This is a genomic window from Orlajensenia flava (assembly GCF_004801905.1).
Classification (GTDB): Bacteria; Actinomycetota; Actinomycetes; order Actinomycetales; family Microbacteriaceae; genus Orlajensenia; species Orlajensenia flava.
Genome location: NZ_SSSN01000005.1, coordinates 321,331 through 347,034, shown reverse-complemented (window position 1 = coordinate 347,034; position 25,704 = coordinate 321,331). Strand labels below are relative to the sequence as shown.

The window sequence follows — 25,704 nt, the reverse complement described above, 5'->3', positions numbered from 1 at the left end:
GAATACCGGGCCAGCTCCATGCGGTTGCATACACACATGACCAACGACACCCTCACCCACCCTCACTTCACCACCGGCACCTGGAAGCTCGACGCGACCCACTCCGAGCTCGGCTTCACCGTGCGCCACCTCGCCATCAGCAAGGTGCGTGGAGCGTTCAAGACCTTCGACGTCACCGCCGAGACCAACGAGGCCGGCCTAAGTGTTCAGGCGAGCATCGATGTCGCATCCGTCGACACCAACCAGGCGCAGCGCGATGACCACCTGCGCACGAGCGACTTCTTCAAGGTCGACGAGTTCCCGACGGCCACCTTCACCTCGACGGATGTCTCGGTCGACGGCGACGACTTCACCATCGTGGGCGACCTGACCCTCCGCGGTGTCACCAAGAGCATCACCCTCACGGGCGAGCTCGGCGGTGTCGTGACCGACGGCTACGGCCAGAAGAAGGCCGGCGCGTCGTTCACCACCAAGATCAACCGCAAGGACTTCGGCGTCAACTGGAACGCCGCCCTCGAGGCCGGCGGGATGACCCTCGGCGACGACGTCACCGTCTCCGGCGAGGTTCAGCTGGTCCTGCAGCCCGCTGCGTAGTCTTCGACCCTGATTCAGGCATTCGTGCGCTGGTCAGGCTGGATCCACGGATTCGAGCCTGACGGGCGCGCGGATGCCTGATTTTCGTTCCGGGGACGACGCTGCCCTAGCCTCGATCCATGGATGCCGGAGTCGAGCGGGCTCGCCAAGCTGTGACGGATGCCGTCGCCCGACTGAGCGACGCGGGCGCCCGGGACGAGGCCCTCGCCCGGTACGTGGGCGATAGACGCACGCTCGGCATCCGTCGGGCCCCGCGGATGGAGTCCATCGGACGAGTCTGGCGGCTCGGCACCCTGCTGGTCGCTCGCGATGGCTCGGTTTTCGCGACGGGTGCGCTCACCCGCGCCCTTCCGCCGGGGCGTCCCGCATTCCAGTCGCTTTCCGCCGAGGAGCGCCGTGACTATCGGGCGGCCGCCCACCGTGGCCGATTCGTCGAGGGTGAGGCGGTCAACTTCGACGCGACGCCGATCCCCCTCGACGAGACGTTGGCCAACGCGTCCGGCCCGATCGTGCTGCGCGACGACGAGCCGATGGTGCGCTGGAGCGCGGCATCCGACGCCCTCGTTCCGCTCGCCGACTACCTGCGCGACCGGGTCGACCTGCTCGTGCATCCGCCGCAGGGCGCCTGAGCGGCGGCCGCCGCTCGGCACGCGCCGCTCGGCACCAGCGGCAGCGTCAGGCACCGCGTGTCAGTTGGTGCTGATCTGGCCGTTGCTCGCGGCGATGCCGATCACGATGAACGCGATGACCGTGGCGATGATGCCGAGGCCGATGGCGATCCAGGCGATGATCACCGAAGCGAGCGCGAGGCCGCGACCACCCTCGCCGGTGCGCTTGATCTGCGAGAGGGCGACGTACCCGAAGATGAGCCCGAAGATGGCGCCGAACCACACGGTGATGATGGAGACGATCGCGAAGACGTTCGTCTTGGCGCCGGCAGCCGGCTGGTCGTAGGAGGGGACGGGTGCAGGAGGCGGTGTGCTGGTCATGAACGCAGAGTAGCGGCCGGCGAGCGACTCGAGCCGGATTGTGACGTTAGGAACCGGTGCCGCAGCGCTCACTCCGCTGGCGGGCGCCACGACAGGTCGGGGCGGATGCGCGTGCCGAATTCGTGTCGCAGGGCGCTGAGGGCGGCGAACCATCCCGGCAGGCCCGTAACCCCCGGCCCGGGAGGCGTGGACGCGCCCGCGAGGTAGACGCCGGCGAGCGGCGTACTCCACGGGTCGGTCGAGAGCACCGGTCGGCGCAGCAGCTGGGCGAGGTCGGGGGTTCCCGACGCGATGTCTCCGAGCACGTAGTTCGGGTTGTGCGCCTCGACCTCGATGGCGGTGCGGCTCGCAGTCGCGAGCACCACGTCGCGGAAGCCGGGTGCGAAGCGCTCGATGGCTCGGGTGACCACCTCGGTCTGGTCGATGCGCGATCCCCGCGGCACATGCGTGTAGGCCCACAGGACGTGCCGCCCATCCGGTGCTCGGCTCGCGTCGACGACGGTCGGCTGCGCGGTGAGGACGTAGGGCGCATCGGCGTGGCGGCCGGCTGCGACCGTGTTCTCGGCGTGCGCGATCTCGGCTCGGGTGCCGCCCACGTGGACGGTCCCCGCTGAGGCGAGTCGCGCATCCGTCCACGGCACCGGCTCGGAGAGGGCGAAGTCCACTTTCGCGACCGCATTCCCGTAGCGGAATGCCTCGAGTCGGCGACGGTAGGCCGGCGGCAGGCGGTCGCCCGCCAGCGCAACGAGCGCGCGGGGAGTGACGTCGAGCAGTGTCGCGGTAGCACTCGGCAGCTCGTCGAGCGAGGCGATCGGTGCATCCGTCACGATCTCGCCGCCGCACGCGATGATCTCGGCGGCCAACGCGTCGACGATCGCCTGACTGCCACCGACCGGGATGGGCCACCCCCGCGCGTGCGCGAAGCTGCCGAGGGTAAGCGCGACGCCGGCCGTGGCGAGACTCGGCATCGGCAGGATGGCGTGCGCTCCGACGCCCGTGATCATGGCGGGCGCGAGGTCGTCGTCGAATCGCGAGTTCCAGGCCGCCGTGCCCTGCTCGGCGACCATGAGGGCGAAGTGCAGCGCTGCGACGGGATGCTCCGGCACACGCAACAGCTGGTGGCCGGTGAGCGACGCGACGGCATCCGTGTGGTCGACGAGCGGCCGCATGATGCGGTCGTACGCTGCGCCATCGATGCCGAGCTCGGAAACCGTGCGATCGAGCGACGGGTAGGCGATGCCCGAGCGGCCGCCGTCGAGCGGATGCCCGAACGATGCCTCGGGCTGCCGGAGCTCGATGCGGCGCTCGAGCTGGAACTCGCGGAAGAAGGCGGAGGCGAGCGCCATCGGATGCACAGCGGAGCAGACGTCGTGGAAGAACCCGGGAAGAGTGAGCTCGGCGGTGCGCGCGCCCCCTCCGATGGTCGGCTCGCCCTCGTACACGCGGACGTGCAGGCCCGCCCGGGCGAGAGTGATGGCGGCGGCCAGCCCGTTCGGTCCGGCCCCGACGACGACCGCGTCGAGTTCAGCCAATCGTTCGCTCCCCGTTGCGCCAACGACCCTCCGCGAGGAACGCCAGACGCTGCAGGGTCTCCCGGTTGCGGGCGTAGAGGATCAGCTCACGGACGAGCCGCGGCATCCACCACCGGCCCGGACCTTCTTGCGCCTGCTCCTGGATGCGCACGACGCATTCGTTCCCTCGCGGCTTGACGTCGAGCACGACGCGGGCCTCCCCGATCGGCCAGCCCTTCGCCTGCATCGCCATCCGATGCGGGGGTTCCCACTCGAGGCTCACGGTCTCGTCATTGAGGAGGGCGGGCCATGCGCCCACCGAATGCTGCAGCACGGCCCCGGCCTCGGGCCAGGCGTCGTCGACGTCGCGCATCCGCGATGCTCCGACCACCCAGACCGGATAGAGCCAGCCGTCAGCGAGGACCTCGAACACCGCAGCCGGCGGGCAGTGGAACGCGCGCACATTGAGCGACACAGGTGCCTCCGATCGTCGCTTCCGAGCGTAGAGGTCGACCGCATCCCGGCACGAGGGCTTGACGGGTCGCGACGCATACGCGTCGCCGGTCTGGGTCCGTCGGCGCGCGGGATTACAGCGATGCGCCGGCCCTAGCGGCATGCCGGCAACCGAGTCGGCGGATGGCGGTAGCCGACGCGCCGTGCCCGGCCTTCAGCGCACGGCGTGTCGCTCGTGGCGTCCGCCGACTGGACGCCGATGGGGCGCCAGCCGCCGCGCAACCGTCAGCGTTCGGTAAACGCAGAACGCAGGATGAGATCGCGCATAGCCGCATATCGCAGCCATCGGCGCTGTGGTCCTGCGTTCTGCGGCGGATCAGGCAGCGCTCGGTGCGAGCGCGCCTGCCTGACGCTCAGCGGGCTCGCACCCGCTCGATGATCTCGAGCACCGTCACCGCGTCGCGCGGATCGACCGGAACCGGCTGTCCGCGCAGCAGCGCGCCCGCGAGCGCCCGGTAGAACCCGGCGTAATCGCCGCGATCAGTCTGCACACGCTCGAGCGAACCCTGCAGGCCGAACTCGCCCCACTCATCCGCCGGCTTCTCACCGAAACCCGGGTCGGAGGGGAGGCCCCCGCCCTTCAGCGCCGCCTCCTGCGGATCGAGGCCCCAGCTCGTGTAGCCGGCAGCCGATCCGAGCACGTGGAAGCGCGGGCCGAACTGCGGCGCGAGCGAGTTCATCCACAGATGCGAGATGGTGCCCGAGGTGTGCCGGAGCGCGAGGAAGGCGTCGTCATCCGCCGCCGCTCCCGGCCGCAACGTGCGCACCTCGGAGTAGAGGTCGTCGATCGGGCCGAACAGTTTCAGGGCCTGGTCGATCAGGTGGGCACCGAGGTCGAACAGGATCCCGCCGCCCTCACCCACGGGGCTCTCCGCCTTCCAACTCGCAGGCGGCGACGGCTTCCACCACTCGAATCGCGACTCGAACCGCCGCACCTCGCCGAGCGCGCCGTCGCGCACGAGCCGCTGCAGGGTGAGGTAGTCCCCGTCCCAGCGTCGGTTCTGGAAGACGGTGAGCGGATGGCCGAGACGATCGGCCTTCTCGACGAGTTCACGGCCCTCGGCGCTCGTGACGGCGAAGGGCTTGTCGACCAGCACCGCGTGCCCGGCGTCGAGGGCGGCGTGAGCCAACGGAGCGTGGGTGGCCGGTGGTGAGCCGACCACGACGAGGTCCACGTCGGCGGCGATCGCGTCCTCGGCACTGTCGACGACCCGGGCGTCCGGGTGGAGGCGTCTCGCCTCGGCGGCGCGCTCGGGGTTGGCGGTGACGATGACGTCGAGGCGGAAGTCGGGGTCCGCCGCGACGAACGGGGCATGGAACACCCGGCCGGACGTTCCGAATCCGATGACGGCGGTGCGGATGGCGCTCATCCGCCCAGTCTGCCCGTTCATTCTCGCCGTTGGGCAGTAGATGTCCTCGGCGCGCCTCCGCGCGACAACAACTGACCAACGGACTCCCGACCCCCCAGTCCGTTGGGCAGTAGATGTCCTCGGGCGCGCCTCCGCTCGACATCAACTGCCCAACGGATGCGGCATCCGGGGCCTGGCCGACGTGTCAGCCGAGCGAACGTACTCAGCGGATGCGTGCTCAGTGGATGCGCGCCAGCTGCGTCACGTCGTCGCCGGGGAGCTCGTCGGCGACCGCGGTCACCCACAGGTTGTCCAGTCGCACGTTCGCCCCGTAGTTCGAGAGGAAGGCGGTGTCGGCGGCATCCCGTCCCGTCGCGATGCGCACGAGGGTGGATCGCGGCGCGAGGGTCGTCGCGTCGACCACGTGCCACGCCCCCTCCACCCAGGCCTCGGCGACGGCGTGGAAGTCCATCGGGTCGAGCCCGGGCGCGTAGACGGCGGCGAGCCGCGCGGGAACGTCGAGCGCTCGCAGCAACGCGATCACCAGGTGCGCGTAGTCCCGGCAGACGCCTTGGCGCGCGAGCAGCGTGTTGACGGCCCCGTCCGTGGGCAGCGACGACCCCGGAACGTAGCTGAGCTCGGTCCCCACCCATGAGCTCACGGCCGCGAGCAACTCGGGACCCGCCGCGAGCCCGGCGAATTCCGCACGGGCCGTGGGGAAGAGGGAATCGGCCTCGCAGTATCGGCTCGGGCGCAGGTAGGTGAGCAGTTCGACATCCGTCGCCGGAACCGTCTCGGCGAAGTCGGTGACCGTCGCGGTGTAGTCGAGCACGACCTTGGCGGCATCCGTGTCCAGCGAGCGGATGCGGGCGCCGTGCACGTCATCCCACTCCGGGACGGTGACGGCCCGCCCATCGCGGGTGATCGAGAGCGACTCGGTGACGGCGTAGCCGCGCGCCACCTCGACGATGAACGCGAGCTGAGCCGGGCCGCTCACGGTCAGCTCGAGGTGGGCGCTGACGTGTCGTTGCATGGGGGTTCTCCTCGGGATGGACGCCTCATGAGCGACTCCAGATGACGGATGCCTCGCGCAGGCAGACCTCGACGCCGAGTCGCGATGCGGCGACGTTATCACTCCGCGGGTGGGTGGTGAGGAATAGCATTCCAGCCATGCACTTCACCTTCGACGCCGAGCTGTTCGAGTGGGAGGCTCAGGCCAATTGGTTCTTCGTCTCGATGCCCGAGGAGCTGGCTGCGGATGTCGCCGAAGTCCCGCGCATGCGGCGTGGATTCGGGGCCGTCAAGGTGCGGGCGCGCATCGGTTCCACCACGTGGACGACGTCGATCTTCCCGTCGGGCGAGAGCTACGTGCTTCCGCTGAAGAAGGCGGTGCGCGTCGCGGAAGGCATCTCCGAGAGCGACACGGTCACAGTCGTGTTGGACGTGCTGGAGTGAGCTCAGAGAGGGTGGTCGACACCGCCGAGGTGATCTCGATCGAGCTCGACGGATCCAACGCGCCCGGTGCTGCTGGCGCCGAACCGGCGAGCGCGGGCACGATCACCGGCGAGTGGACGGCAGCGCGCGGGCCTGCACGGCCTGAAGGTATGGCGACCCCGACGATCGTCGTGGCGCACGGCGCCGGCGCGGGCATGCGGCATCCGTTCCTCGTGGGATTCACCGAGGCCGTCGCCGACGAGGGTGTGTCGTCTCTGCGGTTCAACTTCTCCTACACCGAGGCCGGACGGCGGATGCCCGATCGTCCGCCCGCCGCGATCGCCGCGTGGCGTGCGGCGATGCAGGCGGCGTCCGCTCGCAGCTCCGGGCCCGTCTGGGCGGCGGGCAAGTCGTTCGGCGGGCGGATGGCGACCATGGCCGTCGCGGAGGGGATGCCGGCAGCCGGAATCGTGCTTCTCGGATACCCGTTGCACCCGCCGGGCAGGCCCGAGAAGATCCGCGACGAGCACCTCTACGGCATCACGGTGCCGATGCTGTTCCTGCAGGGCCGGAACGACACGTTCGCGACCGGGACCCTGCTCGATCATGTCGTCTCCCGTATCGGATCGAACGCGCGCCTGGACTGGATCGAGGGCGGCGACCACTCGTTCGCCATCGCGGGCGCGCGCCGACCGGCGGATGTCAACGGCGCGTCCCTCGCACCCCGGGTGGCGGCCTACGTGCGCGCCCACTGACCCGGCCGCGCTGCCGCTGCTACGAGCCCCCCGGGAACAGTGCCATAACGCGCATCCCGTCGCCGAACAGTGCCAAAACGCGCATCCGGAGAGGTGAACCTTCCGGAGGCTCAGCCGCGACCGTGCCATAATGCGCATCCCGGCGCCGAACAGTGCCATAACGCGCATCCGGAGAAGGGAGACCCGCGCACGCTCATCCGCATCCGTGCCATAACGCGCATCCCGGCGCCGAACAGTGCCACAACGCGCATCCCGAGACGCGAGGCCCGCGACCGCCCGACTGGAACAGTGCCGTAGCGCGCATCCGGAGGAATGAGCCTTGCGGGCGCCTGACCGGAACGGTGTCGTACAGCATGCCGACCGGACCAGTGCCATAACGCGCATCCCGTCGCCGAACAGTGCCATAACGCGCATCTCGTCGCCGAACAGTGCCATAACGCACATCCGGAGAAGGGAGACCCGCGCACGCTCATCCGCATCAGTGCGATAACGCGCATCCTGGCGCGGAACAGTGCCATAACGCGCATCGGGGGCGACGAACCCACCCGCACCGTGTGGCGTAACGTCGCATCATGGCCGTCGTGAGCGCTGGGATCCTCCTGTATCGCCAAGAACCCCAGCTCGAGGTCTACCTCGCCCACATGGGCGGGCCGTTCTGGGCGCGCAAGGATGCTCGGGCCTGGTCGATCCCCAAGGGAATCATCGAGGAGGGCGAGTATCCCCGCGACGCCGCCCTGCGCGAGTTCGCCGAGGAGACCGGCTCTCCCCTCCCCCCGATCGAACTGACAGAGCTCGGCGGCTTCCGCTATGCGTCGGGCAAGACGGTCATCGCGTTCGCGGGCGAGACGGATGCCGTCCTCCCGCCCGTCTCGAGCAACACGTTCGAGACGGAATGGCCCCCACGCAGCGGACGGATGCAGAGCTTTCCCGAGGTGGATCGGGCCGACTGGTTCCCGATCGAGGTGGCATCCGAGAAGCTGGTCGCCGGGCAGGTCGCGATCCTGGCGGCACTGCAGGCCGCGCTCACCGACCGAGCGGACTGAGCTCACGGCCTCGCTGAACGGATGCACGCCGCCTCACCGACCAACCGGACTGAGCAAACGGCCTCGGCGCACGGATGCGGACTGAGCACACGGCCTCGGCGCACGGATGCGGACTGAGCACACGGCCTCGGCGCACGGACGTGGACTGAGCACTCGGCCTGGGCGCACGGAGGCACGCGGCGCTCACCGACCCGACGGGCTGAGCGCCCTGCCCCGCGAACGACAGGATCGACCTACAGGTCGATCCGACCGTACGACTCGACTGAACGGCGAACGGATGGACCCGAGCGACCCGGACGGCCGAGCCGACGGGTCACCAACCGGAACCGCACTCCCGAAAATAGAGCGCACGAGCGCAGCCCAGGGCGCCGCGCTCGTGCACTCCGATCGTAGGCAGCTGGCCCTTCCGCTCGCGCCCTCACCTTCGGGTGCCACCCGGCCGGGGCGCACCCCGCCACCGCAAGGCACACCCGGCGAGCGACGGAGTCGGGTCTGCACCCTCGTAGCCGGGGCGCACAAGGCACACCCGGTGAGCGACCGAGTCGGATCTGCTCCCACCCGGCCGGGGCGCACCCCGCGACCGCAAGGCACCCCCGGCGGGCGACGGCATCCGACGCGCTCCCCCTCACCCCGGGCGCATGCGGTCATCGCGCGGGATATATGCAGTTCCTGTGCAGGCGCTCCCTTTACCCTGATGCCATGAAGACCCGCAGAAGCGAGCCCGTCTATAGCACGGCCATCGTCGCCGGCCGAACCCTGTTCGGCTCGTTGCGCCTCAAGCGCTCGGTGACCGGCGTCGAGAACATCCCGACCACCGGCGGGGCCGTGCTCGCGATGACGCACTTCGGGTACTGGGACTTCGCCCTCGTGGAGTGGACGACGTGGCTCGCCAACAAGCGTCGCGTGCGCTTCATGGCCAAGAAGAGCGTGTTCGACAAGCCCGTGGTCGGCTCGCTCATGCGCGGGATGCACCACATCAGCGTGGACATGAAGGCCGGTGCCGCCGCCTACGCGAAGGCGGTCGAGGCGCTCCGCAACGGCGAGCTGCTGGGCGTGTTCCCCGAGGCCGGCGTGAGCGCATCGTTCACCGTCCGTGAGTTGAAGACCGGCGCGGTTCGCCTGGCAGCCGAGGCGGGCGTGCCCGTCATCCCCGTCGCCGTCTGGGGCGGCCAGCGCCTCATGACCAAACGCCACCGCGTCGGATTCCTCGAGCGTTTCGGGGTCCCGGTCTCGTTCGCGTTCGGTTCGCCGATCACGGTGACGGATGCCGACGACGTGCGCATCGCGACCGACCGTCTGCGCGGCACTCTGCAGTCGCTGGTCGACGGTCTGCAGAAGAGCTACCCGGTCAACGGAGCCGGAGCGTGGTGGCAGCCGCGCGCACTGGGCGGAACCGCGCCTACCGCTGCCGAGTCGGCCGCCGCGGATGCCGAGCGCGACGCCGCTCGCGAATCCGATGCCACGACGGTAGCCGCCCCCCGCCCCGAGCACTGAGAGACGCGCGGCATCAGGCCTGCGTCACCTGATGCGGACGCCCACCGTGCAGCATCACCGCTCCACCACCTGATGCGGACGCCCGCCGCACGGCATCAGCGCTCCATCACCTGACGCGGACGCCCACCCGCGGCATCAGCGCGCGGACAACCGGGCGAACCCGCAGCGGCGCGCCATCGACGAGCCCCACACCTGACGGAACCCCGCACCGGGCTCTAAGCTGAGCGGCGATCGACATGCGTTCGGATGATGAAAGGAGCGCCGGTGTCCTGGTTCTACGACACACCCGATTGGGTCACCCTGCCCGCGTTCGTGGTGCTCTTCGTCGGAGGCTCCGTCGCGATCGTGATCGTCCTGCGCCCGTCCGTGCGGCGGTCGGTCTTGGACCCCGCGCAGTGGGATCGCGTGCTGGGTTACACGAGCAGCACGTTCGGCGTGTTCTTCGGCATCCTTCTGGCCTTGGTTGCCGTGACGGTGTACGGCAATTACAGCGATGCTCACTCCGCGGGGCTCGAGGAGACCTCGCAGATCGGTGCCCTCTACCGTGGAGCGAACGCGCTGCCGGCCGGCCTGCGTGACGAGGTTCACGAATCGCTCAGGGACTACGTGCGCACGGTGATCCATCAGGACTGGCCCCAGCAGGCCGACGGGCAGGTCGCCGTGGCGAGCACCGCGAAGGTGGACGCGATCGAGAGCCGCATCTACAGCTTCAATCCCGAAACGCTCGGACAGCAGGCCGTCTACATGCGGCTGCTCGCGACCTTCGACGGCTTCGTCGAAGCGCGGCGAGCGCGAATCGATGCCACGACTCTCCAGCTGCCCCCACTGTTCTGGGTGGTCATCTGGATCGGGGCCCTCATCAACGCGATCCTCATCGCCTTCATCGACGTGAAGGCTTTCCGCCTGCACGTGATGATGGCCGCCCTCCTCGCGCTCTTCGTCGGCCTGGTGATCTTCCTCACCGCTGACATGGATCATCCATATGCCGGTTCGATCGCCGTCGGTCCCGGAGACTTCGAGCGCATCCTCCAGGTCATCGATCGCTGACGGATGTCGCGCGCGCACGAATGCGGACCCGCTCGGTGAACGGGTCCGCATTCTCCGGGGAGCAGGTGACTCCCTCGACTACCGCCTCGATCAGCCTGCGGCTATGAGACTGACGTCATCGGCCCAGGTGTCTCCGGTCTGCTGCTTGTAGGCCTGCACGTACACGGTGATCGTGCTCGCCGTCGCCGTGACGGGGAGGCTCGCCGACGTGAACGTCGAGGCATTCGACGTCACCTCGGCTCCGTTCTTCACGCCCACCGAGATGTACGCCCCGTTCGACTTGAGTTTGGCCGACAGCGTGTACTGCTTGCCGGACACGACGCTCACGGTCTGCGAGCAGACGGATGTGACGGTCGCCGAGGGCGTCAGCCGGACCCCGTGAGTGCCGGATGCGGCAACGGAGTCCACGCTGTAGGTGCCGTCGCAATTCCAGCCCGTGAGGTTGTTCTCGAATCCTCCGTTGGTGATGAGCTGCGTTCCGGCGGGTGCCGTCGGCGTCGGTGTTGGCGTGGGCGTGGCTGTCGGAGTGGGCGTCGGAGTGGGCGTCGTGGTTCCCGTCCCCGCCGCCTTGGAGCCGGGCAGGTTCGCTGCGAGCCAGGTCAGCACGTCGGTGGGAGGCGGCGACGGGTAGAAGTTGAACGGCGAGATCGCCGTGAACGACCCCATCGACCAGATGTTGGTTCCGATGAACAGCGGGTCCTGCGGAGCGCCGGCCGAGTTGATGGCCCCGACCGCTCGTTTCGTGTACTCGATCATCGGGTTGCCGAGCGAACCATCGGCGCCGGCGACGCAACCACCGGTGCACGACGTGAACTCGTGGGCCGACGCCGAGGCGGGGATGCCGAAGGCGTACGAGATGCCGAGGCTGTTCGCCCACGTCTTCATGTGGGTGACCTCCGCGGTGACGAGGCTCTGGTACGTCGGGAGGTCGTTGAGGTGTCCGGTGGCCCCGGTGCCGAGGTCGTAGAGGGAATCGACGAAGTATCCGTTGGCCTTGCCGTTCGTCTCGAAGACGTCCTTGACGCGTGCCGCGGAATTGCCGTTCGCCGGGTCGACGGATGCGGCGAAGGCGAACACCGAGTAGTACCGGCCGTTGGCGTGCTTCGCGTCGACGCAGCCGTAGGGGTCGCTGGCCGTGCTGCCCGAGTGGAGACCCGCGAAGTCCTTGCTGATCTGGTTGTAGAAGTAGTACTGGCCGTCCTTCGTCACGTCGAAGCTCTCGATGTCGAACTGGATGCCGTCGGCCCGCTCGTCGGCGCACACCTGCGCAGCCACCTTGTCGGCGGATGCCTCGGCCACGGCCTTGCTCGCTCCGTTGAAGCCGCTGATGTAGTCGCTGGTGAGCTGCGCGTCGATGATCGGGGAGAACGTGTACGACGTCGATGCGGTGCCGGCGAGTGCCGGCGCGAGGACGAGGGCGTTGTAGTACTCGGACGTGGTGTCGCGGTTGCCGGTCTTGGCGCTCGTGTCGTAGTACGTGTCGTAGCCGCTCGAGTCGCCCTCGATGTCCGACCCGTAGGTGTTGATCTGGGTGATCTTGTGCTCGCCGGTGGCGATCTGGTTGTAGGACTGGATGACGGGCAGCCACTGTCCCCGGGCTGCGCCGTCGTAGATCCACGCGCCGTTGGACTTCGGCGGAAAGCTGGCGAGCGGAGCGGGGGCCGCCGCCCGCACGCTGGCGGACTCCGAAGCGGTAGCGACCTGGACGCCGACTCCGCCGACGATGGCGACGGCTGCGACCCCGGCGACGGCGATGGGCAACCTCCAACGGGCGGCGGCGGGAGCGCCTCCGGGACGACGGGAGGGCGGACGGGTGGATGGGTCGTGAAGCGGCATGTGCGATTCTCTGCATTCCGAGGACGCCCGGCCCTCATCGGCGAGCGCGCACATGAGCGAGAAATCCTCGTCACATCACCGTGCTCGAATGTGACGGAAAAGTAGCAGATCGATCAGCGGCGGGCTATGGATCCGGCCGAATACATCAACCCGGTCACGGAATCTGACGATCGATCACGAATGCGTCAGTAATATCCCCCGAACTGGGGTCATGGTTGTGATGTTTTCGTGATTTTCACCTGACGACAACTGATCGCGTCGCTGCTAGCTTGAGCAAAATCGATCGTTTATCGACGTTTCGAAGCGTGAAAGCATCACATCCCCCCTGAATCACTCACTGAAAGTGCGGTCACCATGCGAAAGTCCATTCGGAGAGGCGCCACCCTGGCCCTCGCCAGCGTCGCTGCCATCAGTCTGGCGGCGTGTTCCACCAACGGCTCATCCGGCTCAGGAGGCGACTCGGTCAAGTCCATCAAGGTCGTCATCGCCGAGTACAGCCCCGACAACACCGCCAAGTTCTGGAAGGCGTTCGCGAAGACGTACGAGGAGACCACCAAGGTCAAGCTCGACCTCCAGATCATCAGCTGGAACGACATCGACCAGCAGAGCAGCACGATGGTGCAGACGAACAACCTGCCGGACATCCTCAACCTGAACACCTACGCGAGCTACGCCGCAGACGGTCTGCTCTACAGCGGCGACGAGGTGCTCCCGAAGGACACCGCCGAGGACATCATCCCGGCGTTCGTGAACAGCGGGACGTACAAGGGCAAGTTCTACGGCATGCCCGACCTCTCCTCGGCCCGGGCGCTGTTCTACAACAAGGACCTCTTCAGCCAGGCCGGCATCGCGAAGCCGCCGACCACGTGGGACGAGTTCCGTGACGACGCCAAGAAGGTCACCGCCCTCGGCAACGGCGCGGTCGGCTACGCCCAGCCGCTCGGCCCGGAGGAGGCGCAGGGTGAACTGGCCATGTGGCTGTTCAACAACGGCGGCACCTTCAAGAAGGACGGCAAGTGGACGCTCGACTCGCCTGAGAACGTCAAGACGCTCGAGTTCATGAAGGGTCTGAGCGTGACCGACGGTGTCACGCAGAACAACCCCGGCAGCACCAACCGCACCGATGGAGCCTTCCCGCTGTTCGAGCAGGGCAAGGCCGGCATGATCGTCGGATTCGGCCCGCTGCAGGGCGCGCTCGACAAGGACTTCACCGGTGTCAACTACGGGATCGCCCCCATGCCGTCCGGCAACAAGGCCGACCCGCAGACCTACGGCGTCACCGACTACCTGATGGCGTTCAAGAAGAAGGGCAACCAGGACGCGGTCAAGCAGTTCTACAAGCTCTACTACTCGCCCGACCAGATCAACACCTGGATCAAGGCGGAGGGCTTCCTGCCCGTCACCCAGTCGGGCCTCAAGTCCTTCGAGTCCGAGGACAAGCTCAAGGTGTACCTCGACACGCTGCCGAACATCCACCTCACGCCGACCGACGACCCCGAGTGGGACAAGGTCAAGCTCACCATCCAGCAGAACATCGGTCTGGCCGTGGCACCCGACGGCGACCCGGCGAAGTTCCTCAAGGACCTGCAGGCGCAGGCCGAGGCCGGAAAGTAGAACTCCCATGGCTCGAGTCCTGACCGACGCACCATCCGGCACGAGACTCGCGCCAGCGCGGGCTCCGAAGCCTTCCATCGGGGGAAGAGCTTCGGGGCCCGCCCCCTCCTCGCGGCGCGGCCGCCGGCGCGGCGCCAACGAGGCGAGCGGATGGCAGGCGCTCCTCTGGCTCTCGCCCGCACTGCTGCTGATAGCGGCGATCGTCATCTACCCGGCCATCACGCTCTTCAGCACCTCGTTCAGCGAGTACTCCATCACCGGCATCCGCAAGGGCGACGCCGGATTCGCCAACTACGCCGGCTTCCTCTCGAGCCCCGACCTTCCCAAGGTGGTCCTCAACACGGGCATCTGGGTCGTCGCCGTCGTGGCCATCACGATCCTCATCGGCCTCGCGCTCGCCCAGTTCCTCTCGAAGGACTTCTGGGGGCGGCGGGTCGTGCGCTGGGCGGTGATCGTGCCGTGGGCGGCGGCGCTCGTCATCACGAGCCAGCTCTTCCGCCTGCTGTTCGACTACTACCACGGCACGATCAACGCGGTGCTGCTCGCGCTCCACGTCATCCCGAAGCCCATCGACTTCCTCGGCAACCCGCCGCTGCTGATGGCCTCGATGATCCTGGTGGGCGTGTACGTCTCGCTTCCGTTCACGGCGTACCTGTTCGTCGCCGGCCTCAGCGCCATCCCGACGGACGTCTACGAAGCCGCACGCATCGACGGCGCTAGTCCGTGGCAGATCTACACCACCATCACGCTCCCGCTGCTGCGGCCAGCCATGCTCATCGCCGTCGTGCTCAACATGATCTACGTCTTCAACTCGTTCCCCATCATCTGGATCATGAACGGGTCCAATCCGGGCTTCGGGAACGACACCCTCATCACCTACATGTACAAGATCGCCTTCAAGAGCGCGCAGCACGACGTCGGTGTCGCCGCAGCCGCGGGCGTGTTCAACGTGATCGTCATCCTCATCGCGGTCATCGTCTACGTCCGCCTCACCCGCACCAGAGCGGAGAACCCGTCATGACCTCAACATCCGTGCAGTCGCCGTCGCAGGCATCGCGTCGAACAGCTCCGCTCTCAGCCGGCTCAACCCTGCGCAGGCGCCGCCGCTCTCCTCGTGCCGTCCTGCTGACCGTCGCGGGCTTCATCGTCGCCTTCGTGTTCGCCTCGCCCTACCTGGTCATGCTCCTGGACGCCCTGCGGCCGAGCGGGGAGGTGCTCGCGACTCCGCCACGGCTGCTGCCGAAGGTGTGGACGCTCGACGCGTTCGTCGACGTGGTCAGCGACCCGGTCTTCCGGGGATGGCTCAGCACCTCGCTGATCGTCTCGGTGACGTCGACCGTGCTCGTGATGCTGGTGGCCATCCCGGCGGCCTACTTCACCGCCCGGTTCCGGTTCCGCGGACGCGGCCTCTTCCTCATGCTGATCATCGTGACGCAGATGTTCGCGCCGACCAGCCTCGTCGTCGGCATCTACCGCGAGTTCTACGACTGGGGGCTGGTGAACACGTACACGTCGCTCATCCTGACCGACGCCGCGTTCAACATCGCCTTCGCCCTCTGGATCCTCCAGGGCTTCTTCGCCGCGATACCCGCCGAAGTCGAGGAGGCGGCTGTGCTCGACGGTGCCGGCAGGATGCGGACCCTCCTGCAGGTGATGCTCCCCTTGACCCTTCCCGGGGTCGTGACGGCCATCACCTTCACCTTCATCGCCACCTGGAACGAGTACGTCGTCGCGCTCACCCTCATGCAGGACGAGTCGAAGAAGCCGCTCACCGTCGGCATCAGCTCCTACGTCACGGCCTATCAGCAGAACTGGTCCGACCTGTTCGCCGCCTCCCTGATCGCCATCGTTCCGGTCGTGATCCTGTTCGCCCTGATCGAGAAGCACCTCGTCGGCGGTCTCACCGCTGGCGCGGTCAAGTAGCCCACCCCAACCACGAAGAGGAAGCAGGTCGCGATGAACGAATACATGGCCGAGGAGCTGGAGAGCCAGCCGCGCCTCTGGGCTCGGGCCGCCGAGCTGGGCGCTGCGTCGCGGATCCTGCCCGAAGCCGGGCAGCGGGTCGCCGTCGTCGGGTGCGGGACCTCGTGGTTCATGGCACAGGCCTACGCGGCTCTGCGCGAAGACGCGGGCCATGGCGTGACGGATGCCTTCACCGCATCGGAGGCCCGGCTCGAGCGGGGTTACGACGTCGTCGTGGCCATTACGCGATCGGGCACGACATCCGAGGTCCTCGACCTTCTGCGCGACGTTCCCGGTTCGCCTCGGGTCATCGGAATCGTGGGCAGCGAGGACTCCCCGCTGACGCCCCTGACCGACGACCGTATCGCGCTGCCCTTCGCCGACGAGCGGTCGGTGGTTCAGACGCGATTCGCCACGAGCACCCTCGCGCTGCTCCGAGCGAGCCTCGGTGAAGACCTCGGTACGGTGGTCGCCGACGGCGAGCGCGCCCTGTCACTTCCCCTCATGGCCGGAGCGATCCACGCCGACCAGATCACCTTCCTCGGCACCGGATGGACCATCGGCCTGGCTCACGAGGCGGCGTTGAAGATGCGGGAGGCATCGCAGAGCTGGACGGAGTCGTACACGGCGATGGAGTACCGGCACGGACCCATCAGCATCGCCGCGCCCGGCCGGGTCACCTGGGTGTTCGGACCGACTCCGGTCGGCTTGGCCGAGACGGTCGAAGCGACGGGCGCGCTCCTGATCGAGAGCGACCTGGATCCCATGGCCGACCTCGTCCTGGCCCAACGTGTGGCACTGGAGCGGGCGCGCCGACGAGGTCTCGACGCAGACCTTCCGCGCAACCTGACCCGCTCCGTCATCCTCGAGCCTGCCGTCGGTCTGTGAGCATTTCCGCGCCGACGGATTCCGGGGAACTCGCGGATGGGCCGGACGTGTTGGACTCGCCCCGATATCGTGGTGCCAGTCTCGTCGCCGCGCACGAGGAGACTCCGAGCCCCCGCCCGCCGGTCAGCGCAGCCGTGCACGAGAGACGAGCGATGAAGCGATCCGAGCGACTGTCCGCCGTGTTGGACATGCTGGGCGATCGCGGTCGACTCCGGGTCGAAGACCTCGTGGAACAGCTCGGCGTCTCTCCCGCGACCGCTCGGCGCGACCTGGACGACCTGGCCGAGCAGGAATTGCTGCGCCGCACGCACGGTGGCGCGGTCGCACAGGAGGTCGCCTACGAGCTGCCGCTCCGATACCGCAAGAGCCAGAACTCGTCTCAGAAGGACCGCATCGCTCTCGCGGCGAGCGCGCTGGTCGAGCTGGGAAGCGTCGTCGGCTTCAACGGGGGCACCACCAGCACGGCGATCGCCCTCGCCCTCAGTGCCCGGCGCGACATCTCCGCTCCCGCGCAGGGGATCTCGCTGACGGTCGTCACCAACGCCATCAACATCGCCGCCCAGCTGGCCACCCGCCCGCAGATCCGTACCGTGGTGACCGGCGGAGTCATCCATCCGAGGTCCTACGAGCTCGTCGGTCCGTTCACCGACACCATCCTGGAGCAGGTGGCCATGGACGTCGTGTTCATCGGCGTGAACGGCATGCACCCGGATGTCGGGCCGACCGTCAATGACGATCAGGAGGCGGCAGCGAACTCCCGGATGGCGAACCGCGCGAGCCGCACGGTGATCGTGGCCGACTCGAGCAAGATCGGGAAGATCTCGCTGGCGACGGTGCGCACCAACCGTGGCTCGACGTTCATCACCGACTCCGGCATCGGGGCTGACCAACGGTCGGCCTTTCGCGAGGCGGGCTGGGACCTCATCGTCGCCGACTGACTGCGGGCCGTCCGCGATCAGCCGTTGAGGCCCAGCACGGTTAGGGCGTTCTCGCGATAGACGCGACGAAGCTGATCACCCTCGAGGGCCAGAGCGGACACCTTCCATCGACCCTGCCCGGGAATGGGACTTCCCGGGTCGTAGTCGAAGCTCTCGTCCTCGGTCTCGAGGAAGCGGAAGTGCAGCCGGAACTGCTCGTCCGTCGCGGGGTAGATGTCGGTGCCGAACAGCACCCGGTCGCCGAAGCGCTCAAGCATGGCGGTGAAGCGTCGAGGCTGACGCCCGATCTCCGCCATCCGTCCCGCGATGTCGACCGCGTAGTTCGGGGCGGCCGCGAGCAGGAGCTCGACCCGGTCGAGATCTTCCGCCGCGCACCCGACGTGGGCTCCGATGAACCGCGTGCCGGGGCAGGACAGCACCAGTCGGGCGTGGCAGTCCAACAGGGTGTCGAAGGTGGGGAACCTGCTGCTGTCCCCGAACCACCATTCCGGAATGCGGCTGAGCTCGTCCACCCGTTCGTTGAACGCGTCGACGGGCTGGAAGAAGGCCACCGGGTCGGCGGTGTGGATGAGGACGGGCAGGCCATGGTCTCCGGCGGCAGACAGGACCTCGATCACCCGCGGGTCGTCGGGACGGATGAGGGTGCCGTCGGCATCCCGTACGTGGAGGCCGAGGGTCTTCCACACCTTGACGCCGCGAGCGCCGCGAGCAACGGAGTCCTCGAGCGACGCGATCAGCTGCGCGACGCCGTTCGGCTGAGCGAGGACGGACCAGTCCAGTTGGCAGAAGGTCAGGAAGCGGCCCGGATGCGACTCGTCGTAGCGACGAACGTTCGCGGTGACCTCCTCGCCCCACATCCCATCGAGGTTGACGACCGTCTCGACGTTCCGCTCGTCCATCAGGTCGACCAACGCGCCCGCGTCGTCGATGATCCACGGCGCGGTGCCGGCCTGCCAATCCCCACCTGAGAGCCACCGGCCGAGGTGGTTGTGGACATCGATGCAGGGAACCGCCGACCGTTCGACCGAGGTCTCGGGCGCCCGGAGTTGCGACATCGGCGTCCACTCGCTCAGTCGCATGTCGGCGATCCGTCGCCAGTCGGGTTGTTCTGCCATCGGGGCTCCTGTCATGATGCCGGCGTCGTGCGCGGCGCGGTTGGTGTCCGAGCGAATTCCGGAAGCACCTGCGCTGCGATCAGTTCGTTGCTGTCCTCGATCGCGACCTCCGAGGCGCCGCGGGACGCCGGCACCAGGACGAGGTGGTCGAGGCCGAGCGATTCCAGCTGACGGATGCGTTCGATGAGCTGCTCCGGCGACCCCACCAACGCGAATCGCTGGACGAACGCGCTCGACAGGATCACGGCCTGCGGCGCGCTCGAGTCGCCGTGCGCAGCTTCGTCATAGGAGCGCGAGACGGCGGTCAGTTCCGACCTGTCGTCGTCGGGGACGACCGTTCCGGCCGCGGCACCCTCCGCGAGGAAGTTGGCGAAGATCGACACGCTTCCGCGGACGAATCCGACCGCTGCGTCCAGGTCGTCGCTGCAGTGCACGTCGACGTAGGCACCGAACGGGACGCCGTGCGGATCGAGACCGGCGGCCCGCCTCGCCTCGCGCGCGGTTTCGATCGCCCAGCGCAGGCTCTCGACATGCGCACCCATGTTGAAGGTGACGCGGTCCACCGAGGTGGCGGCCAGGCCGATCATGCGAGGACCTGTCGCCGCGACGTCGATGGCAACGGGATCGAGGTCGCGCGACGCCCACGGGGGCATCCCACCGCGCGCCGGATCGGACGGGTCCGAACCCAGGTACGTCTTCAACGAGCCGATCGCCCGCGTGGTCTCGGAGACGCTCGCGGGGTTCTTGCCGATCAGCTTGAGCGCCGAGTCGCCCCGACCGAAGCCCAGGATGGCCCGGCCGGCCGACTCCTCGTGCACCGTGAGAATCGCGGACGCGGTCACCGACGGGTCGCGGGTGATGGGGTTGGTGACGCCGACCCCGAGACGAAGGGTCGTCGTCGAGGCGGCGCACAGCGCGAGTTCGCTGTACGGGTCGCCGACGAGCAGCTGACTGTCGGCCAGCAGGATGCCCTCGTATCCCCACCCCTCAGCCCGCCGGGCCAGGGGTGCGCTGCGCGTGGGGATCGGGAACCCGTGGAGCCAGAACTTCATCCGGTGAGCCTCATCCCTTCCGCCGACTTCATTGTCAGGAGTGCCGCGCATTTCTCCAACTGAATGAGCGAATCGATCACAATGGGTGAGCGCAAGCCCCGATCATTCGGCGTCGGCGATGACGATATCGACTCCCGCCGCGCGCAGCAGGTCGAGCTCCTGCGCGTCAGCGGAACGATCCGTGATGAGCATGTCGATCTGCTCGGTGGGCGCCATCTGGGCCAGCGCGACCCGGCCGACCTTCGATCCGTCCGTGACAACGACCGTGCGCTGCGCCTTCGAGACCATGGCGCGGTTCGTGCGAGCCTCCGTCTCGTCATGGGTGGTCACTCCCGTGGCGGCCGTGATGCCGTCCGCGCCGAGGATGGCCGTGCCGATGTTGACGGCGGCGAAGGTGTTCTCGGCGAGCACCCCGACGAGTTCGAGCGATTGGGAGCGCAGGATGCCGCCCGTCATGACGACCTTCATCTGCGGATAGTTGGACACCAGGCTGGCGATGGAGAGCGAGTTGGTGATGATCGTGAGGCCGGGGTGCCTGGCCAGCTCTCGGGCGACGCTCGCGGTGGTGGTGCCGCCGCTGAGGGCCACCGCATAGCGCTCGGTGGGAATCAAGGACGCCATCCGTTGGGCGATGGCCTTCTTGGCGCTCTGGAAGCGGGTGTCTCTGAGGACCACCGGCAGCTCGGCGCTCCGGTCGATGCTCGTCGCCCCACCATGTGTGCGGACCAGCAGGCGCTGCTCCGCGAGGTCGGAGAGGTCTCGGCGGGCGGTGGCGGCCGAGATGCCCAGCTTCTCCGACAGGTCGGTGAGGCTCAGGGTGCCCTGCTCCGCCACCAGATCGAGAATCTCCACCATGCGCCTGGATCTCTTGCCGGAATTGCTCCGCGCCAACAGCCCCTCGCGTGTCACAGCCATCCGATCGCCCCTCCGACTCCGTTGTACGCTCATCCGAAATGCTCACTTTACAGCCATTGCGCTCATTGAGTTGCGCATAACGCGCACTGCACCGCATGATCGGGTCATGCCCCAGCTCGTCTTCCTCGGCGCAGGCAGCGTCGTCTTCACCCGCCAACTCGTCGCCGACCTGTTCCGCTTCGATGACCTTCCTCCACTGCGCATCGTGCTGCACGACATCGACGCCGAGCGACTCGAGGTCGCCCGCGGAACCGCCCAGCAGCTCTCGGAGCGCTTCGGCCGCGAGGCGGAGATCGTCGCGACGCTCGACCGCCGGGAGGCGTTGGCCGGCGCAGACTTCGTCATCAACATGATCCAGGTGGGCGGCATAGCGGCGACGCGCATCGACCTCGAGGTGCCGGCCCGGCACGGGTTGCTGCAGACCATCGGCGACACCACCGGGGTCGGCGGCGTGTTCCGCGCCCTGCGCACGTTCCCCGTGCTGAGCGGCATCGCAGCCGACATGCTCGAGATCTGCCCGGAGGCCTGGTTCCTCAACTACACCAACCCGATGGCGATGAACATCTGGTGGCTGTCGGTGGTGGCGCCGTCGCTCAAGGCCGTCGGCCTGTGCCACAGCGTGTACTGGACGGTGCATGACCTGTGCGAGCTCATCGGTGTTCCGATGGAGGGCACGCACTACCGCGCCGCGGGCGTCAACCACCAGGCGTGGCTGGTGGAGTGGAGCCGCGACGGCGAGAGCCTCTACCCGGCGCTCCGCGAGAAGATCGCCGCCGACCCCGAACTGGAGCGGCGGGTGCGGGTCGAGATGTTCCGCCGGATCGGCTTCTACCCGACGGAGACCAGCGAGCACTCGTCGGAGTACCTGGACTGGTTCCTGCGCTCTCCCGAGCAGATCGAACACTTCCGCATCGAGCCGCTGCAGTACATCGGAATCTCCGAGGAGAACGTCGCCGAGTTCGAGCATGCGAAGGACGCGCTGGCATCCGGGGAGCCGCTGCAGCTCGAGGAAGGCGCAGCCGAGTACGCTCCGCAGATCATCCACTCGATGCTCACGGGCACCGAACGCATGATCCACGCCAACGTCGTCAACCGCGGCCTCATCGACAACCTGCCGCCCGGCGCGGTGGTCGAGGTGCCCAGCACCGTCGATCGCGACGGCGTGCATCCCCATCCCTTCGGCGCGATCCCCGAGCAGGGCGCAGCGCTCAACCGCACGTACCTCTCCGTCGCCGGCCTCACCATCGAGGCCGCACGCACGGGCAACCCCGACCTGGTGCGCCAGGCGGTGCTGATCGACCCGAATGCGAGCTCGACGCTCACCCCCGAGCAGATCTGGGCCCTGTGCGACGAACTCACCGAAGCCCACCGCGCTCTGCTTCCTCGCAGCCTCGGCGGCGACCTCGACCTGATGCTGCCATGACGCTGAGCTCGACGCGTGCGCTGGTCGACGATGCCGCCGAGCGGGGCGGAGCCGTCCCGGCGTTCAACGTCATCACGCTCGACCAGGCCGAGGCGATCGTCGAGGGCGCGTCGTCGGCAGGCGTCGGAGTGCTGCTGCAGGTGAGCGAGAACGCCATCCGCTGGCACCGCTCGCCGGAGCCGATCCTCGCCGCCTGCCGGGAGTTGGCGGCCGCTGCTCCCGTGCCCGTCGGCCTGCATCTCGACCACGTCGAGGATCGCGACCTGCTGCGAAGGGTCTTCGCCCGAGCGGGTGACCTCGGGGTCGGATCGATCATGTTCGACGCGTCGACGCTCGACTACGAGGACAACGTCGAAGCGACGGCCGCGGTCGTGGCGGAGGCGCATGCGCTCGGACTCTGGGTGGAGGCCGAACTCGGCGAGATCGGCGGCAAGGACGGCGCGCATGCGCCCGGCGTGCGCACCGACCCCGATGAGGCGCGGGCCTTCGCGGAGGCGACGGATGTCGACGGCCTCGCCGTGGCCGTGGGCAGTTCACACGCCATGCGCGAGCAATCCGCGGCTGTCGACATCGCCCTCGTGCGTCGCATCGCGCTGCGCGTGCCGGTTCCCCTCGTGCTGCACGGGTCGTCGGGTGTTGCCGACGACGTGGTGCGCGAGGCGGTCGAAGCCGGCATCCGCAAGGTCAACGTGGGAACCGCGCTCAACATCGCGGCCACGGATGCGCTGCGCTCCGCCCTCGCTGAGCAACCCGGCGCCATCGACCCGCGGAAGTACTCGCGTTCCTCCCGCGACGCCACCGCCGCGCTCGTCGCACACCTGTGCCGCATCATCGCGCCCGCGGCATCTGCATAATCGGCACGTACCGATCAACAGGAATGATCGTTCCGCGCATTAAAGATACAAAGCAATCATTATCGGCGATGATGAGTGCACCACCCGGTCCGGCTCAGTCGGACCGACGAGACGCAGGAGTTCCCGTGAGCATCACGACCCGTGAAATCGACAGCCAGCCCGACATCTGGCGTGCAGCCCTCGAGCTCGCACCTCGCGCCACCGAGCTCCTCGCCCGTCCCGGCGAGCGCGTACTGGTGATCGGCTGCGGCACGTCGGCCTTCATCGCCGAGTCGTTCGCCGCCCTGCGCGAGGCGGCTGACCTCGGCGAGACCGACGCCGCCTACGCCTCGGAGCCGCGACGCTGGCGCGAGTACGACGCCGTGATCGCCATCTCGCGGTCGGGCACCACCACCGAGGTCATCGACGCCCTCCGCGCCGTGCCGGCCGGCGTCCGCACCATCGCCGTCACCGGCGTGGCCGACTCCCCCGTCGCCGAGATCGTCGACGACGTGCTCCTGCTCGACTTCGCAGACGAGGAGTCGGTCGTGCAGACCCGCTTCCCCACGACCTTCGTCCTGCTCGCCCGCGCCGCGTTCGGCGAAGACGTCAGCGACCTCCCGGATGCCGCAGCCGCCGCTCTGGCCGAGCCGCTCGGCGTCGAGGCGGCATCCGTCGGTCACTTCGTCTACCTCGGCAGCGGCTGGACCTACGGGCTCGCCCAAGAGGCCGCCCTCAAGATCCGCGAGGCCGCGCAGGCGTGGTCGGAGTCCTACCCGTTGCTCGACTACCGCCACGGCCCGCTCGCCGTCGCCGGCGACGAGTCGCTGGTGTGGATGATCGGGCGCGGCGACGCGGGCCTGGCCGACGACATCCGCGCCACCGGGGCGACGGTGCGCACCAGCAGCCACGACCCGCTCATCGAACTGGCCCTCACGCAGCGGATGGCCGTCGCCGTGGCCGAGAGCCGCGGTCTCAACCCCGACACCCCGAGGCACCTCACCCGCTCGATCGTCCTCGGCTGAGAACCGACTCGATCTCCTGATCTCGACACGCACCCGAAAGAGGATTCAACGATGAAAGCCACTTCCCGCCGCACGGCGTTCCTGACCACGACAGCGCTGGCGCTGACCGCCGCCGTGGTCGTGACACTGACCGGTTGCGGTTCGTCGCAAGGAGCAACCACGCTCGACAAGAGCGCCAAGGTGCAGCTGACCATGTGGACCGGCCAGACCGAAGAGGCGGAGAAGCTCGTCGAGAAGCTCGCGAAGGAGTTCGAGAAGGACCACCCGAACGTCTCGATCGACGTCTCGCCGGGTGCCTCCTCCACGGAGGACCTGCTGCAGAAGCTCTCCGCCGGGTTCGCGGGCAACAACTACCCCGACATCTCCTACGCATTCGGAGCCTGGGCGAGCCAGCTGGAGACATCCGGTCGCACCCTCGACATCACCGACCGGGTCTCCGATCCGGCGGTCAAGTGGGACGAGTTCTCCGACGCCGCACGCAAGACGGTGCAGCCCACGGGCAAGAAGACCATCGGCTTCCCGGCCATCGTCGACAACCTCTCGTTGCTCTACAACAAGACGGTGTTCGACAAGGCGGGCGTCGCCTATCCCACCGCCGACTGGACGTGGGACGACTTCCGCGACGCGGCCAAGAAGCTGACGGATGCCGCAACCGAGACCTACGGATACGCCTACTCGGTCTCCGGGTCGGAGGAGACGACGTGGCAGTTCTGGCCGCACCTGTGGCAGAACGGCGGCGAGATCCTCAACAAGGACCAGAACAAGGCGACCTTCAACTCCGCTGCTGGGGTGAACGCCCTGACCTACCTGCGCGACATGGCGATCGATGACAAGAGCGTCTACCTCGACCAGACCGACACCAAGTTCGCGCAGCTGTTCGCTAGCGACCGCATCGGCATGATCACGTCGGGCCCGTGGCAGCTCTACGACCTCAAGACCGCGAAGACGGATTACGGCGTCACGACCCTCCCGGGCACGAAGGGCGACCACCAGACCGTCTCCGGTCCCGACATCTGGGCGTTGTTCGACCACAAGGACAAGAACCGTGCCTACTGGTCGTACCAGTTCACCGAGTGGCTGACCTCCGCCGCCCAGGACGAGCGCTGGAACGTCGCCGTCGGCAACCTTCCGCTGCGTTCCTCCGAGGTCGACTCGCCGGCCTTCCAGGCTCAGGTGAAGGCGTATCCGGGCCTGGACATCATGGCCGCCAACAGTGTCAACGCCAAGCAGGCCCGCCCGACGGTGCCCGGCTACGTCGGCCTGTCCGAGGCGATCGGCTCGGCGATCTCGAACGTGCTGCAGGGCAAGGGCGAGCCCCAGTCGGCCCTCGACAGCGCGGTCAAGAAGTCCGACCAAGCGCTCAGCGAGTAGGAC

Annotated in this window: 25 protein-coding genes; 16 read left to right on the top strand and 9 right to left on the bottom strand. The window is 68.1% G+C overall.

What is annotated here, in order from left to right; translation table 11 throughout:
* Window positions 1-36 precede the first annotated feature (36 nt).
* Both E6C70_RS09435 and E6C70_RS09430 read left to right on the top strand, forming a co-directional pair.
* A complete protein-coding gene (locus E6C70_RS09435; protein WP_136424275.1) occupies window positions 37-594 on the top strand; it encodes a YceI family protein in 558 nt (185 codons plus the stop codon).
* Window positions 595-713: 119 nt separating this feature from the next.
* Window positions 714-1,223 (top strand): hypothetical protein, encoded by a 510-nt coding sequence (locus tag E6C70_RS09430; RefSeq protein WP_136424274.1) that lies wholly within the window; start codon window positions 714-716, stop codon window positions 1,221-1,223.
* Between the two features lie 60 nt (window positions 1,224-1,283).
* Here E6C70_RS09430 and E6C70_RS09425 read toward each other — a convergent pair whose 3' ends face one another.
* The 5 genes from E6C70_RS09425 to E6C70_RS09405 all read right to left on the bottom strand — a co-directional run bounded on the left by E6C70_RS09425 (window position 1,284) and on the right by E6C70_RS09405 (window position 5,989).
* Entirely contained in the window at window positions 1,284-1,583 is a 300-nt protein-coding gene (locus E6C70_RS09425; protein WP_168770903.1) for a DUF4190 domain-containing protein, read from the bottom strand.
* Between the two features lie 68 nt (window positions 1,584-1,651).
* The gene (locus tag E6C70_RS09420; protein ID WP_136424272.1) at window positions 1,652-3,115 is read right to left on the bottom strand and encodes a phytoene desaturase family protein; all 1,464 of its coding nucleotides are present in this window, start codon (window positions 3,113-3,115) and stop codon (window positions 1,652-1,654) included.
* On the bottom strand, window positions 3,108-3,569 hold the full coding sequence (locus E6C70_RS09415) for an SRPBCC family protein (protein WP_207670083.1): 462 nt from the start codon (window positions 3,567-3,569) through the stop codon (window positions 3,108-3,110). The genes E6C70_RS09420 and E6C70_RS09415 overlap by 8 nt, the downstream gene beginning before the upstream one ends.
* A 391-nt stretch (window positions 3,570-3,960) precedes the next feature.
* Complete coding sequence (locus E6C70_RS09410; RefSeq protein WP_235833368.1) at window positions 3,961-4,977, bottom strand: Gfo/Idh/MocA family protein; 1,017 nt, start codon at window positions 4,975-4,977, stop codon at window positions 3,961-3,963.
* A gap of 217 nt (window positions 4,978-5,194) precedes the next feature.
* Window positions 5,195-5,989 carry a transglutaminase-like domain-containing protein gene (locus E6C70_RS09405; protein ID WP_136424269.1) on the bottom strand — a complete coding sequence of 265 codons (795 nt, stop codon included), beginning with the start codon at window positions 5,987-5,989 and terminating at the stop codon, window positions 5,195-5,197.
* A gap of 137 nt (window positions 5,990-6,126) precedes the next feature.
* On the opposite strand from E6C70_RS09405, the gene E6C70_RS09400 reads away from it, so the two are divergent.
* From E6C70_RS09400 to E6C70_RS09380, 5 genes are all read left to right on the top strand, one after another.
* Window positions 6,127-6,411, top strand: coding sequence for a DUF1905 domain-containing protein (locus E6C70_RS09400; protein WP_136424268.1), 285 nt, complete (start codon window positions 6,127-6,129; stop codon window positions 6,409-6,411).
* 101 nt (window positions 6,412-6,512) lie between these two features.
* Window positions 6,513-7,145 (top strand): alpha/beta hydrolase family protein, encoded by a 633-nt coding sequence (locus tag E6C70_RS09395; protein WP_136424402.1) that lies wholly within the window; start codon window positions 6,513-6,515, stop codon window positions 7,143-7,145.
* A 572-nt stretch (window positions 7,146-7,717) separates the two neighbouring features.
* Entirely contained in the window at window positions 7,718-8,188 is a 471-nt protein-coding gene (locus tag E6C70_RS09390) for an NUDIX hydrolase (RefSeq protein WP_136424267.1), read from the top strand.
* A 699-nt stretch (window positions 8,189-8,887) separates the two neighbouring features.
* Window positions 8,888-9,682 (top strand): lysophospholipid acyltransferase family protein, encoded by a 795-nt coding sequence (locus E6C70_RS09385; protein WP_136424266.1) that lies wholly within the window; start codon window positions 8,888-8,890, stop codon window positions 9,680-9,682.
* 264 nt (window positions 9,683-9,946) lie between these two features.
* Window positions 9,947-10,729, top strand: coding sequence for a bestrophin-like domain (locus E6C70_RS09380; protein WP_168770902.1), 783 nt, complete (start codon window positions 9,947-9,949; stop codon window positions 10,727-10,729).
* Window positions 10,730-10,819: 90 nt separating this feature from the next.
* On the opposite strand, the gene E6C70_RS09375 is transcribed toward E6C70_RS09380, so the two are convergent.
* Window positions 10,820-12,565, bottom strand: a complete 1,746-nt coding sequence (locus E6C70_RS09375; RefSeq protein WP_136424264.1) for a carbohydrate binding domain-containing protein — start codon at window positions 12,563-12,565, stop codon at window positions 10,820-10,822.
* Between the two features lie 354 nt (window positions 12,566-12,919).
* Between E6C70_RS09375 and E6C70_RS09370 the strand changes: the two genes are divergently transcribed.
* The 5 genes from E6C70_RS09370 (at window position 12,920) to E6C70_RS09350 (ending at window position 17,967) form a co-directional block, all read left to right on the top strand.
* A complete protein-coding gene (locus E6C70_RS09370) occupies window positions 12,920-14,179 on the top strand; it encodes an extracellular solute-binding protein (RefSeq protein WP_136424263.1) in 1,260 nt (419 codons plus the stop codon).
* Between the two features lie 7 nt (window positions 14,180-14,186).
* On the top strand, window positions 14,187-15,200 hold the full coding sequence (locus E6C70_RS09365) for a carbohydrate ABC transporter permease (RefSeq protein WP_136424262.1): 1,014 nt from the start codon (window positions 14,187-14,189) through the stop codon (window positions 15,198-15,200).
* The gene (locus E6C70_RS09360) at window positions 15,197-16,102 is read left to right on the top strand and encodes a carbohydrate ABC transporter permease (protein WP_136424261.1); all 906 of its coding nucleotides are present in this window, start codon (window positions 15,197-15,199) and stop codon (window positions 16,100-16,102) included. Before E6C70_RS09365 ends, E6C70_RS09360 begins: the two co-directional genes overlap by 4 nt.
* Window positions 16,103-16,135: 33 nt before the next feature.
* Complete coding sequence (locus E6C70_RS09355; protein WP_136424260.1) at window positions 16,136-17,029, top strand: SIS domain-containing protein; 894 nt, start codon at window positions 16,136-16,138, stop codon at window positions 17,027-17,029.
* Window positions 17,030-17,181: 152 nt separating this feature from the next.
* Window positions 17,182-17,967, top strand: coding sequence for a DeoR/GlpR family DNA-binding transcription regulator (locus tag E6C70_RS09350; protein ID WP_136424259.1), 786 nt, complete (start codon window positions 17,182-17,184; stop codon window positions 17,965-17,967).
* A gap of 17 nt (window positions 17,968-17,984) precedes the next feature.
* Here the strand turns inward: E6C70_RS09350 and E6C70_RS09345 are convergent, their stop codons facing one another.
* The 3 genes from E6C70_RS09345 to E6C70_RS09335 form a co-directional block, all read right to left on the bottom strand.
* Window positions 17,985-19,082, bottom strand: a complete 1,098-nt coding sequence (locus E6C70_RS09345; protein ID WP_136424258.1) for an amidohydrolase family protein — start codon at window positions 19,080-19,082, stop codon at window positions 17,985-17,987.
* A gap of 11 nt (window positions 19,083-19,093) precedes the next feature.
* Window positions 19,094-20,134, bottom strand: a complete 1,041-nt coding sequence (locus E6C70_RS09340; protein ID WP_168770901.1) for an LLM class flavin-dependent oxidoreductase — start codon at window positions 20,132-20,134, stop codon at window positions 19,094-19,096.
* A 102-nt stretch (window positions 20,135-20,236) separates the two neighbouring features.
* Window positions 20,237-21,049: a DeoR/GlpR family DNA-binding transcription regulator gene (locus E6C70_RS09335; RefSeq protein WP_136424256.1), complete on the bottom strand. Its 813-nt coding sequence runs from the start codon at window positions 21,047-21,049 to the stop codon at window positions 20,237-20,239.
* Between the two features lie 106 nt (window positions 21,050-21,155).
* On the opposite strand from E6C70_RS09335, the gene E6C70_RS09330 reads away from it, so the two are divergent.
* From E6C70_RS09330 to E6C70_RS09315, 4 genes are all read left to right on the top strand, one after another.
* Window positions 21,156-22,472 carry an alpha-glucosidase/alpha-galactosidase gene (locus E6C70_RS09330; protein WP_136424255.1) on the top strand — a complete coding sequence of 439 codons (1,317 nt, stop codon included), beginning with the start codon at window positions 21,156-21,158 and terminating at the stop codon, window positions 22,470-22,472.
* Complete coding sequence (locus E6C70_RS09325; protein WP_136424254.1) at window positions 22,469-23,326, top strand: class II fructose-bisphosphate aldolase; 858 nt, start codon at window positions 22,469-22,471, stop codon at window positions 23,324-23,326. Before E6C70_RS09330 ends, E6C70_RS09325 begins: the two co-directional genes overlap by 4 nt.
* A gap of 125 nt (window positions 23,327-23,451) precedes the next feature.
* A complete protein-coding gene (locus E6C70_RS09320) occupies window positions 23,452-24,330 on the top strand; it encodes an SIS domain-containing protein (protein WP_136424253.1) in 879 nt (292 codons plus the stop codon).
* A 51-nt stretch (window positions 24,331-24,381) separates the two neighbouring features.
* Complete coding sequence (locus tag E6C70_RS09315) at window positions 24,382-25,701, top strand: ABC transporter substrate-binding protein (RefSeq protein ID WP_136424252.1); 1,320 nt, start codon at window positions 24,382-24,384, stop codon at window positions 25,699-25,701.
* The last annotated feature ends 3 nt before the right edge of the window (window positions 25,702-25,704 follow it).